The organism is Poseidonocella sedimentorum (assembly GCF_900116005.1).
GTDB lineage: Bacteria > Pseudomonadota > Alphaproteobacteria > Rhodobacterales > Rhodobacteraceae > Poseidonocella > Poseidonocella sedimentorum.
In genome coordinates this window covers 44,779-55,852 of record NZ_FOYI01000006.1, presented here as the reverse complement: position 1 = coordinate 55,852, position 11,074 = coordinate 44,779, and the positions used below count along the sequence as shown (strand labels likewise).

Sequence of the window (11,074 nt, the reverse complement as noted above, 5' to 3'; positions counted from 1 at the left end):
GAATTCACCGCCGCGCTTAGCAGATGCCCCCGGACGAGGCAATCAAGCGGGGCGATCGGGCCTGCCTCCAACGCGCCGCTTGCAACCGGCGCGGCCCTCGCTATGGTCGGCCCCACCTCGGGGTGCTTCGCAAGATGCGGCGGAGCTGAGATGCGTCACGCGAACCCGTCGAACCTGACCCGGTTTACACCGGCGGAGGGAAGGCCCGGACGAAACTCCACCTTTGCCTTTCGCCGCAGAGATGGAGAAACGGCATGAGAGCCTACATTTTTGCTGCAAGCCTGCTGACCACGGCGGGGGCCGCCGCCGTCGCGCAAAGCGATCCGCTGACCGTCTACGCGCCTGATTATTTCACCTCCGAATGGGGCCCCGGCCCCGCGATCGAGGCGGCGTTCGAGGCCGAGTGCGGCTGCGAGATGGAGTTCCTGCCCGCCGATCTGCCTTCGATGCTGCTGCTCGAAGGCGCGCGCACGCGGGCCGACGTCGTGATCGGGCTCAACACCGATGTGACCAAACGCACCCGCGAGAGCGGCCTTCTCGCCCCCCACGGGCAGGATCTTTCGGCCCTCACGCTCCCTATCGACTGGACGGACGAGGTCTTCCTGCCCTTCGACTGGTCCTACGTCTCCTTCGTCTACAACGCCGAGGCCGTGGCCAACCCGCCGCGCTCTTTCGCCGAGCTGCTGGATGCGCCCGAGGACCTCAGGATCGTCATTCAGGACCCGCGCAGCTCGATCTCCGGGCTCGCGCTCCTGCTCTGGGTCAAGACGCTGTATGGCGACGAGGCCGAGACCGTCTGGGAACGCCTCGCGCCGCGCATCCTCACGGTGACGAAGGGCTGGTCCGAGGCCTACGGGCTCTTCACCGACGGCGAGGTGCCGATGGTGCTGTCGTTCAACACCTCGCCCGCCTATCACATCGTCGCCGAAGAGGATGAGACCAAGGTCAGCGCGATCTTCGAGGAGGGGCACTACGCCTATGTCGAGCTGGCCGCCAAGGTGGCGGGCACCGATCAGCCCGAGCTCGCCGATGCGTTCATGGAATTCATCTTGAGCCCGACCTTCCAGGCGATCATCCCCGAGACCAACTGGTCCTACCCCGCCGCGCTGCCGCGCGAAGACTGGCCGCAGGTGTTTCAAGAGCTGCCCGAACCTCCGAGCGCCATTTTCCTGACCGAGGACGAAGCCGACGCGATCCGCACGGAGGCCCTCGACGAGTGGCAGCGCGCGCTCTCCCGCTGATCGCCAAGGCGCTGGTGCTGCTCTTCGTGGCCGCACCGCTCGCCGCCGTCATCTGGCGCGCCGAGGGGCTCGGGGCGCTCGGGCTTGCCGACCTGCGCGCGATCCGCTTCACGCTGCTTCAGGCAGTCCTCTCGGCGGCGCTCTCGGTCCTGCTCGCGGTTCCGGTGGCGCGCGCGCTCGCCCGCCGCCGCTTTCCCGGCCGGGGCCTGCTGATCTCGTTGCTGGGCGCGCCCTTCATCCTGCCGGTGATCGTGGCGATCCTCGGGCTGCTCGCGGTCTTCGGCCAATCGGGCCTGCTGAGCGCGGCGCTCGGTCTTATCGGCCTGCCCCCGGTGCAGATCTACGGGCTGCACGGGGTGCTGCTCGCCCATGTCTTCTTCAACCTGCCGCTCGCCACGCGGCTCATCCTCCATGGTTGGCTCGCGGTTCCCTCCGAGCGGTTCCGCCTCGCGGCCCAGCTTGACCTGCCGCCCATCGCGGTGTTCCGGCTGATCGAATGGCCCATGCTGCGCCGCATCCTGCCCGGCGCTTTCGCGATCATCTTCGTGATCTGCCTGACCAGTTTCGCCGTCGCCCTGACGCTCGGCGGCGGCCCGCGCGCCATCACCATCGAACTCGCGATCTATCAGGCCTTCCGATTTGATTTCGACCTCAGCCGCGCCGCAACCCTCGCCCTGCTTCAACTTGCCCTGTCTGGCGCCGCGGCCCTCCTCGCCCTGCGGCTGACGGTCGCCGATGCGATGGGCGGCGGGCTTGACCGGCCCCTCCGCCGCTGGGACAGCGCGCCCGGCCAGCGCCTCGCCGACATCGCCGCGATCACCCTCGCGAGCGCCTTCCTGCTGCTGCCGCTGGGGATGATCGTCGCCGACGGGGCGGGCACGGTCTGGCAGCTTCCCGGCTCGGTCTGGCGCGCGCTCGGCCACTCCTTCGCCGTCGCGCTCGCGGCCACCGCGCTTTGCCTCGCGCTCGCCCTGCCCCTCGCCGCACGAGGCGGCACGCTCATCAGCACGCTCGGCCTCGCCCTCTCGCCTCTGGTGCTCGGCACCGGGCTCTTCCTCATCGCCCAGCCCGTCGTCTCGCCCTATGCCCTCGCCCTGCCGGTGACGGCAGCGGTCAACGCGCTCGTCTCGCTGCCCTTCGCGGTGCGCGCGCTCCAGCCGGAGATTGCTGCGGTCGAGGCGCGCTTCGGCCCGCTGGCCGACAGTCTCGGCCTCACCGGTTTTGCCCGCTGGCGCCGCCTGATCCTGCCGCGTCTGCGCCGCCCGATTGGCTTTGCCGCCGGGCTTACAGCCGCGCTCTCGATGGGGGATCTTGGGGTCATCGCGCTCTTTGCCAATCCCGAATTCACCACGCTGCCGCTCCAGATGTACCGCCTGATGAGCGCCTACCGGCTCGACGATGCCGCCGGCGCCGCGCTCCTGCTCATGGCGGCGAGTTTCGCGCTGTTCTGGCTTTTCGACCGGGGAGGCCGCGCCGATGTTGACGCTTGAAAACACCCGCGTGGAGATGGAAGGCTTTGCCCTAGCGGCCGACCTGACGCTCGCCCCACGCGGGATTACCGCCGTCATCGGCCCTTCCGGCGCGGGCAAATCGACCCTGCTCAACCTCATCGCCGGGTTCACCCCGCCGACCCGCGGCCGCCTGCTCTGGGACGGGGCGGAGATCACCGCGGCGCCCCCGGCCGAGCGGCCCGTGGCGATGATCTTTCAGGACAACAACCTCTTCCCGCACCTGAGCGCCGCCGATAACGCCGCGCTCGCCCTCACCCACCGCCGACCAAATGCGAACGACCGCGCCCGCGTGGCGGCCGCGCTGGCGCGGGTGGGGCTTGCGGGATTGGAGGGGCGCAAACCCGGGCAGATCTCTGGCGGGCAGCAAAGCCGCGTGGCGCTCGCGCGGGTGCTGCTGCAGCGCAAACCGCTCATCCTGCTCGATGAGCCCTTCGCCGCCCTCGGCCCCGCCCTGCGCGCCGACATGCTCGGCGCAGTGCGCGAGGTGGCGGCCGAGATCGGCGCCGGCGTGCTCATGGTGACGCACGATGCACGGGACGCGGAACGCGCCGACCAGGTCATCACCGTGATCGACGGCCGCGCCACACCGCCCCGCCCCGCCGCCGAGCTTTTCGCCGATCCGCCCCCGGAGCTTGCCGCCTATCTCGGCGACCACGGCTAGGACAGGGGCGAATGCGCGAGGAGCGCTTGCACAGGCGCGCGCGCGGCGTTACCTCCCGGCTCATGCGGATCGTGCGTGACTATCAGTTTGTGGAACCCGAGGACCGAGGCGCGAGCGTCGCCATCGGCAATTTCGACGGCGTTCATCTTGGCCACCGCGCGGTGATCGACATCGCGCGCACGCAGGCCGAGGCGATCGGCGCGCCGCTTGGCATCCTGACCTTCGAGCCGCATCCGCGCGAGTATTTCGCCCCCGACGCGCCGCCCTTCCGCCTGATGAGCCCCGCCGCGCGCACCCACCGGTTCGAGCGAATGGGGATCGAGCGGGTCTTCGAGCTCAACTTCAACGCAGCGCTCGCCGCGCTGGAGCCGCGCGCCTTCGCCGACGAGGTGATTCACCGCGGCCTCGGGCTGCGCCACGCGGTGGTCGGCGCGGATTTCTGCTTTGGCAAGGGCCGGGCCGGAACGGCGCAGGATCTCAAGGCTTTCGGCGAAGAGCTCGGCTTTGGCGTGACCATCGCGACGCTGCTGGAGGGCGCGGGCCAGCGGGTTTCTTCGACCAACATCCGCGTGGCGCTCGCCGAGGGGCGCCCGCAGGACGCGGCGCAAATGCTCGGCCACTGGCACCGGATCGAAGGCGAGGTGATTGGCGGCGAACAGCGCGGCCGCGTGCTCGGCTACCCCACCGCCAACATGGGGATCGGCGGGCTGCACCTGCCCAAACTGGGGGTCTATGCAGTGCTGGTCGATGTGCTCGACGGGCCGCAAGCGGGCAGCTACCAGGGCGCGGCCTCGCTCGGGGTGCGGCCGATGTTCGGCGCCAATGCTCCCAACCTCGAGACCCACCTCTTCGATTTCAGCGGCGATCTTTACGGCGCGACGCTCTCGGTCGCGCTCGTCGAGTTCCTCCGCCCCGAGCAGAAATTCCCCAGCCTCGACGCGCTCATCGCCCAGATGGACCGCGATTGCGACGTCGCGCGCGCGATCCTCGCCGCAACATGAGCGACGATCCCATCGACCGCTCCGGCCTTCGCCCCGCCTTCTGGGAGACCGTGCCGCTCAAGCGCATGACGCAGCGCGAGTGGGAGGCGCTCTGCGACGGTTGCGGGCGATGCTGTCTCAACAAGCTTGAGGACGCCGAGACCGGCGAGGTGGCGCTTACGCGGGTGGCCTGCCGCCTGCTGGACGGCGAGAGCTGCCGCTGCGCGCAATATCCGATCCGGCATCAATTCGTGCCCGAATGCATTCGCCTGACCGCCGCCACCATCGAGCAACACGCCTACTGGCTCCCCCGCACCTGCGCCTACAAGCGCCTGTGGGAGGGCCGGGGTCTGCCCGACTGGCACCCGCTCCTGACCGGCACGGCCGAGTCGGTGCATGAGGTTGGCGTCTCGGTCCGGGGCTGGACGATCCCGGAGTTCGAGGTCGACGAAGACGACTGGGAAGACCACATCATCGAGGAACAGTAATGCAATTTGCATCGGACAACGCCGGGCCCGCCCACCCTTCCGTTCTCGAGGCGCTGATCGACGCCAACGCCGGCTATGCCCCGGCCTACGGGGTCGATCCCGTGACCGAAGGCGCCCGCGCCGCGCTCCGAGAGACGCTGGAGGCGCCGTCGGCCTCTGTCCAGTTCGTGACCACCGGGACCGCCGCCAACTCCATCGCCCTCGCCGCGCTCTGCCCGCCCTGGGGGACGGTCTTCTGCACGCCGGTCGCGCATATCCATCAGGACGAATGCAACGCGCCGGAATTCTTCTCCGGCGGCGCCAAGCTGACCCTCGTGGGCCAGAGCGACAAGCTCACCCCCGAGACGCTCGACGAGGCCATCCGCGCCGAGGAATCCCGCGGCGTCCATGGGCCCCAACGTGGCCCCGTCTCCATCACCCAGGCCACCGAGCGCGGCCGGATCTACACCCCTGACGAGGTCGCGGCGCTGGCGCAGGTCGCCCATGACCACGGGCTCGCGCTCCACATGGACGGCGCGCGCTTTGCCAACGCTGTGGTCGCGCTTGGCTGCACCCCGGCGGACCTGAGCTGGAAGGCCGGGGTCGATGCGCTCTCCTTCGGCGGGACGAAAAACGGCTTGCTTGGCGTGGAGGCCGTGGTCTTCTTCGAGCAGGGCCGCGACTGGGAGGTGCAGCTTCGGCGCAAACGCGGCGCGCATCTGATGTCCAAACACCGCTACCTCGGCGCGCAGATGGCGGCCTATCTCGACGGCGGTCTCTGGCTGGAGCTGGCGCGCGCGGCCAACGCCGGCGCGACCCGTCTGGCCGAGGGGCTGGCGCCCGCGGGCGCCGGGATGGATCACCCGCCGCAAGCCAACATCGTCTTCGCCCGCCTGCCCCGCGCGGTTCATGCGCGGCTCAAGGACGCGGGCGCGGTTTACTACCTGTGGGATGCGGATGACGGCGGGCCGGAGGACGAGATGCTGCTGGCGCGCTTCGTCTGCGACTGGTCGCTCGGCGCCGATCAGATCGACGCGTTTCTCGCCCTGCTCTGAGGCGCGCGCGCCCCCGTGACCGCAAAGCCCCCATCGCGCGAATTTTGTGCAGGCACAGTCCAGATGCTTTGCCCGGGGGGGAGCCCATGTTAAGCGGAGCCCAAGTCACGAATCTGTCATATCGGGAAGACGCCTGCATGCCATCGACGACCGAACCGAAGCTCATTGCGGGCAATTCGAACCTGCCGCTTGCCGAAGCCATCTCCCGCCGCATGTCGATGCATCGCGGGGTCAACGTGAACCTTCTCAACGCGCGTGTGGAACGGTTCAACGACGGCGAGATTTTCGTCGAGGTGTTCGAGAACGTGCGCGGCGAGGACATGTTCCTCATCCAGTCCACGTCGAACCCGGCCAATGACAACCTGATGGAGCTTCTGATCATCGCCGATGCGATGAAGCGCTCCTCGGCCAGGCGCACCACCGCCGTGATCCCCTATTTCGGCTATGCCCGGCAGGATCGCCGCACCAAGGCGCGCACGCCGATTTCCGCGAAACTCGTGGCCAACATGATCATGGGCGCAGGGATCGAGCGGGTCCTGACGATGGATCTGCACGCCGCCCAGATCCAGGGCTTCTTCGACATCCCGGTGGACAACCTCTACGCCTCGCCAATCTTCGCGCTCGATATCGAGGCCCAGTTCAAGGGCCAGATGGATGATCTGATGATCGTCTCGCCCGACGTGGGCGGCGTGGCCCGCGCGCGGGAACTGGCCAAGCGGATCAACGCGCCGCTCTCGATCGTCGACAAGCGCCGCGAGAAGCCTGGCGAAGTGGCCGAGATGACCGTGATCGGCGACGTGACCGGCAAGACCTGCATCATCGTGGATGACATCTGCGATACCGCCGGGACGCTGTGCAAGGCCGCCGAGGTGCTGCTCGAGGCAGGCGCGGCGGAGGTGCATTCCTACATCTCCCACGGCGTGCTCTCGGGCCCTGCGGTGGAGCGCGTGACCAACTCGGTCATGAAATCGCTGGTCATCACCGACAGCATCGCGCCCACCCAACCGGTTCTGGCCGCGCCGAATATCCGCATCCTGCCGACCGCGCCGCTCTTTGCCCGCGCGATCCTCAATATCTGGGACGGCACGAGCGTCTCCTCGCTCTTCGACACGGAGTCCCTCGCCCCCGCCTATGAGGGCGTTCTCTGAGCGAGCACCTGCTCCAATAGCAAGAAGACGATAACGGTTCGGTCGCTGAGTTAGCGTCCGAACCCGCAAAGCTCAGCCTTTTATGTGAGTTTGGTCGCGCGTTTTCGCCCAAGACCGAAGACACCCGCCAGACCAACAGTCAGCAGCCAGCCTGAGGCAGGCAGCGGCACCGCAATGACAGAACCGCTCGTATCGAAGGTGAATGAGATGTCATCCAAGGCGTAGTCGTTCCCGCCAAACCCCACGCTGTTTTCAATGATCTGGAGGACGATGTTCCCGCTCGCGGGCGCAATCCAACTTCCGCTGAATTGGCTCCAGGTGGACGTCGCCCCAACAGTCGTCGCGCTGGCGACCGTCGACCCATCGACAACAAGATCAAGATCAGTGCTGCCAGTCCCAAACAGATTGGCCAACCAGATCGAAAACTCATACTCTTCGCCCATCGTGACGGCTGCGGTCTGCTCCCAGGAAATGGTTCCACTACTCGTGGTTCCGTTGATAGCCATCATGTTTCCGGTGCTGGACGTATGGTCCCCGATGCTGATGAAAGAGCCGTGCACACTCACGGGGTCCGTTGTGACCGCATAAGTTCCGGCAGTAGTGAGATCTGTTGGTGCATGTGTCAGCTCTGTGTTGAACCCGACATTTCCGGATTGAAAATCGCCATTCACGACCAGATCAATGGTCGCGGCCTGCGTTGTTCCGCCCAGACAAGCGACGGTCGTGAGGACCACGACTGGGATAAATCTCCGCATATTTTTCCTCCAAATTGACAACAATACTGGTCGCTGGAGGGAGCCTACCGCCTGACTTCCCCGTTGCGTCAACACTTCACTTTCTGCATTTTCAGAATGCAAATGCCCCAATCGGCAACTGAGCAGCGCCTAGGCCTGTGATGTATAGACTTGGTGTTGTTTCAATGCGTTAGGGATAGACATCCTCACGTATGCGAGAAAATTTTTCAATTTGAAAACAGCTCGTTTTCTGTCTCGCTTTGTTGTTTGCGACGTGAGGATCGTTTGGCCAGAAGCTCTACTGAAGTTCATCGGGCCGCCCACACTTTCCAGCTCAACCGGGACTTGTCCAATTTGATGCCGCGAGAGTGGATCGGTCGCCAATCGGAATTTATTGGGACGACGGCGACCCGTCAGCCTAATGCCCCGGCACTCACTCCGCCCAATAGAAAAAGCCCCGCTTGAGATGAGCGGGGCTTTCCTGGATTTCAGACTGCTCTGTACGATCAGAGTGACGGCTGCTTCGGCGAGAGGCCGATATGGCCGCCGATCGCGACCATGTCCGACAGCAGCTTGGCCGCGTCATCGACGGGGCCGGGCTCGTTCTGGAAGGTCGCCTTGGTGCGCTGGTAGCTGGCATGAGCCTCGTCCACGAGCGCCTCATAGGCTTCCTGCGTCAGCTCTTCGCGCGGCAGGGCGTTCTCCGCGAGGATGGTGCAGCTCTCCCCGATCTCGGCGAACCCGCCGGTCACGACATATTGCTGCGTCCCGCTCTCGCCCTCGACGGTGAGAATGCCCGGGCGCAGCGTGGTGATCAGCGGTGCGTGGTTCGGCATCGCCGTCAGGTCACCCTCTGCGCCGGGAATTTGCACCGCCGTCGCCGGCCCGGAGGCCACGCGGCGCTCCGGGCTGACGAGGTCGAATTGCATCGTTTCTGCCATTGATGAGGCTCCTTAAGCCGCTTCCGCAGCCATTTTCTCTGCCTTGGCGATCACTTCGTCGATGTCGCCGACCATGTAGAAGGCGGCTTCGGGAAGGTGATCGTACTCGCCCGCAACCACGGCCTTGAAGGACGCGATGGTCTTTTCAAGCGGTACCTGCACCCCGTCGGAGCCGGTGAAGACCTTGGCCACGTCGAAGGGCTGGGAGAGGAAACGCTGGAGCTTCCGGGCGCGCGCCACGGTCAGCTTGTCCTCTTCGGAGAGTTCATCCATCCCGAGGATCGCGATGATGTCCTGCAGCGACTTGTAGCGCTGGAGGATGCCCTGCACGTCGCGTGCGACCTGGTAGTGCTCTTCCCCAACGATCTGCGGATCCATCAGGCGCGACGTCGAGTCGAGCGGATCCACGGCGGGGTAGATGCCGAGCTCGGAAATCGCCCGGTTGAGAACCGTCGTCGCGTCAAGGTGCGCAAAGGTGGTCGCAGGCGCCGGGTCGGTAAGGTCATCCGCGGGGACGTAGACGGCCTGGATCGAGGTGATCGAGCCGTTCTTGGTCGAGGTGATCCGCTCCTGCATCGCGCCCATGTCGGTCGCGAGCGTGGGCTGGTAGCCCACAGCCGAGGGGATACGGCCCAGAAGCGCCGACATCTCGGAGCCGGCCTGGGTGAAGCGGAAGATGTTGTCGACGAAGAACAGAACGTCGGTGCCGGTGGAATCGCGGAACTGCTCGGCGAGCGTGAGGCCGGTCAGTGCGATCCGGGCACGGGCCCCGGGAGGCTCGTTCATCTGGCCGAACACCAGCGCGATCTTGGAATCGGGCAGGTTGTCAGGCGTCAGAACACCGGATTCGATCATCTCGTGGTAAAGGTCGTTGCCCTCGCGGGTCCGCTCCCCCACCCCGGCGAACACGGACAGACCCGAGTGCACCTTGGCGATGTTGTTGATGAGTTCCTGGATCAGAACCGTCTTGCCCACGCCGGCGCCGCCGAAGAGGCCGATCTTGCCGCCCTTGGAATAGGGCGCCAGCAGGTCGATGACCTTGATCCCGGTCACGAGGATTTCCGCCTCGGTCGCCTGGTCGGCGAAATCCGGGGCCGGCTGGTGGATCGCGCGGCGTTCGTCGGCTTCGACGGGGCCTTTCTCGTCGATCGGCTCACCGGTTACGTTGAGGATCCGGCCCAGCGTCGCGGTGCCCACGGGCACGGAGATGGCCTCGCCGGTGTCGGCGACGGGTTGACCGCGGACCAGACCTTCGGTGGCGTCCATCGCGATGGCCCGGACGGTGTTTTCGCCAAGGTGCTGGGCCACTTCGAGCACCAGTTTCTTGCCGTTGTTATCGGTGGTCAGCGCATTCAAAATCGCCGGCAGGTGGTCGTCGAACTGCACGTCGACCACAGCGCCGATGACCTGGGTCACTTTGCCATTTTCGTTTGCCATCAGTTGTCTCCGGTCCTAGAGCGCTTCCGCGCCCGAAATAATTTCGATGAGTTCGTTGGTGATCACGGCCTGCCGCGAGCGGTTGAACTCGATGGTGAGCTTGTCGATCATCTCGCCGGCGTTGCGCGTCGCGTTGTCCATCGCCGACATCCGCGCGCCCTGTTCGGACGCCCCGTTTTCGAGCAGCGCGGCGAAGATCTGCGTCGCGACACCGCGCGGCAGAAGATCGGCCAGAATGCCCTCTTCATCGGGTTCGTAGTCGTAGATCGTGGACGCGCCCTCGCCGTCATCATTGGTCTCGAAGCTCGCCGGGATGATCTGTTGCGCGGTCGGAACCTGCGCGATCACCGACTCGAAACGGGCGAAGAAGATCGTCGCCACGTCGAATTCGCCCGCGTCGAACCGCGACAGCAGATCCCGTGCGACGTCCTGCGCGTTGCTGTAGCCCAGGCGCTTGACCTCCGAGAGATCGACGTGGGCGACCATCTGATCGCCCAGATCGCGCTTGAGCTGTTCGCGGCCCTTCTTGCCGACGGTCAGGATCTTGACCGTCTTGCCCGCGGCGCGCAGCTTTTGCGCATGGGCCCGGGCAAGCTTGACGATGGAGCTGTTGAAGCCCCCGCAAAGCCCGCGCTCGGCCGTCATGACGACGAGCATGTGCACCTGGTCCGCACCGGTCCCCGCAAGGAGCCTCGGCGCGCTGTCGCTGCCGCCGACGGAGGCCGCGAGCTGACCGAGCACCGCGTTGAAGCGCTCGGTGTAGGGGCGGGACTGTTCGGCGGCATCCTGTGCCCGCCGCAGTTTCGCGGCGGCCACCATCTGCATGGCCTTGGTGATCTTGCGGGTCGATTTGACCGACTCGATCCTGTTTTTCAGGTCCTTAAGACTTGGCATTGCCT

The 11,074-nt window shown here is 66.2% G+C and carries 11 protein-coding genes and 1 riboswitch; of the genes, 7 read left to right on the top strand and 4 right to left on the bottom strand.

Going from position 1 to position 11,074, the window contains the following annotated elements:
- The first annotated feature begins 108 nt into the window (after positions 1-108).
- Positions 109-218, top strand: a riboswitch (TPP riboswitch).
- Positions 219-254: 36 nt separating this feature from the next.
- The 7 genes from BM353_RS09930 to BM353_RS09900 all read left to right on the top strand — a co-directional run bounded on the left by BM353_RS09930 (position 255) and on the right by BM353_RS09900 (position 7,063).
- Positions 255-1,241: a thiamine ABC transporter substrate-binding protein gene (locus BM353_RS09930; RefSeq protein ID WP_092080164.1), complete on the top strand. Its 987-nt coding sequence runs from the start codon at positions 255-257 to the stop codon at positions 1,239-1,241.
- Positions 1,217-2,731, top strand: coding sequence for an ABC transporter permease family protein (locus tag BM353_RS09925; RefSeq protein WP_092080162.1), 1,515 nt, complete (start codon positions 1,217-1,219; stop codon positions 2,729-2,731). Before BM353_RS09930 ends, BM353_RS09925 begins: the two co-directional genes overlap by 25 nt.
- Complete coding sequence (locus tag BM353_RS09920; protein WP_092080159.1) at positions 2,718-3,413, top strand: thiamine ABC transporter ATP-binding protein; 696 nt, start codon at positions 2,718-2,720, stop codon at positions 3,411-3,413. The genes BM353_RS09925 and BM353_RS09920 overlap by 14 nt, the downstream gene beginning before the upstream one ends.
- A 62-nt stretch (positions 3,414-3,475) precedes the next feature.
- Complete coding sequence (locus BM353_RS09915; RefSeq protein WP_092080620.1) at positions 3,476-4,414, top strand: bifunctional riboflavin kinase/FAD synthetase; 939 nt, start codon at positions 3,476-3,478, stop codon at positions 4,412-4,414.
- Complete coding sequence (locus tag BM353_RS09910) at positions 4,411-4,881, top strand: YcgN family cysteine cluster protein (protein ID WP_092080157.1); 471 nt, start codon at positions 4,411-4,413, stop codon at positions 4,879-4,881. The genes BM353_RS09915 and BM353_RS09910 overlap by 4 nt, the downstream gene beginning before the upstream one ends.
- Complete coding sequence (locus BM353_RS09905) at positions 4,881-5,915, top strand: threonine aldolase family protein (protein WP_092080155.1); 1,035 nt, start codon at positions 4,881-4,883, stop codon at positions 5,913-5,915. Before BM353_RS09910 ends, BM353_RS09905 begins: the two co-directional genes overlap by 1 nt.
- A 137-nt stretch (positions 5,916-6,052) precedes the next feature.
- Positions 6,053-7,063 (top strand): ribose-phosphate pyrophosphokinase, encoded by a 1,011-nt coding sequence (locus BM353_RS09900; protein WP_092080152.1) that lies wholly within the window; start codon positions 6,053-6,055, stop codon positions 7,061-7,063.
- Positions 7,064-7,143: 80 nt separating this feature from the next.
- Here the strand turns inward: BM353_RS09900 and BM353_RS09895 are convergent, their stop codons facing one another.
- The 4 genes from BM353_RS09895 to BM353_RS09880 form a co-directional block, all read right to left on the bottom strand.
- Complete coding sequence (locus BM353_RS09895) at positions 7,144-7,797, bottom strand: VPLPA-CTERM sorting domain-containing protein (protein WP_143104144.1); 654 nt, start codon at positions 7,795-7,797, stop codon at positions 7,144-7,146.
- Positions 7,798-8,303: 506 nt separating this feature from the next.
- Positions 8,304-8,738, bottom strand: coding sequence for a F0F1 ATP synthase subunit epsilon (locus BM353_RS09890; protein ID WP_092080146.1), 435 nt, complete (start codon positions 8,736-8,738; stop codon positions 8,304-8,306).
- Positions 8,739-8,750: 12 nt separating this feature from the next.
- The gene (gene atpD / locus BM353_RS09885) at positions 8,751-10,175 is read right to left on the bottom strand and encodes a F0F1 ATP synthase subunit beta (protein ID WP_092080143.1); all 1,425 of its coding nucleotides are present in this window, start codon (positions 10,173-10,175) and stop codon (positions 8,751-8,753) included.
- Between the two features lie 15 nt (positions 10,176-10,190).
- Positions 10,191-11,069 carry a F0F1 ATP synthase subunit gamma gene (locus BM353_RS09880; protein ID WP_092080141.1) on the bottom strand — a complete coding sequence of 293 codons (879 nt, stop codon included), beginning with the start codon at positions 11,067-11,069 and terminating at the stop codon, positions 10,191-10,193.
- Positions 11,070-11,074 lie beyond the last annotated feature (5 nt).

What these genes read in the sequence shown, in the direction of transcription:
- BM353_RS09880 (WP_092080141.1), bottom strand. Translation starts at nt 11,069, where the DNA reads ATGCCAAGTCTTAAGGACCTGAAAAACAGGATCGAGTCGGTCAAATCG.
- BM353_RS09930 (WP_092080164.1), top strand. Translation starts at nt 255, where the DNA reads ATGAGAGCCTACATTTTTGCTGCAAGCCTGCTGACCACGGCGGGGGCC.
- BM353_RS09920 (WP_092080159.1), top strand. Translation starts at nt 2,718, where the DNA reads ATGTTGACGCTTGAAAACACCCGCGTGGAGATGGAAGGCTTTGCCCTA.
- BM353_RS09905 (WP_092080155.1), top strand. Translation starts at nt 4,881, where the DNA reads ATGCAATTTGCATCGGACAACGCCGGGCCCGCCCACCCTTCCGTTCTC.
- atpD (WP_092080143.1), bottom strand. Translation starts at nt 10,175, where the DNA reads ATGGCAAACGAAAATGGCAAAGTGACCCAGGTCATCGGCGCTGTGGTC.
- BM353_RS09900 (WP_092080152.1), top strand. Translation starts at nt 6,053, where the DNA reads ATGCCATCGACGACCGAACCGAAGCTCATTGCGGGCAATTCGAACCTG.
- BM353_RS09915 (WP_092080620.1), top strand. Translation starts at nt 3,476, where the DNA reads ATGCGGATCGTGCGTGACTATCAGTTTGTGGAACCCGAGGACCGAGGC.
- BM353_RS09910 (WP_092080157.1), top strand. Translation starts at nt 4,411, where the DNA reads ATGAGCGACGATCCCATCGACCGCTCCGGCCTTCGCCCCGCCTTCTGG.
- BM353_RS09890 (WP_092080146.1), bottom strand. Translation starts at nt 8,738, where the DNA reads ATGGCAGAAACGATGCAATTCGACCTCGTCAGCCCGGAGCGCCGCGTG.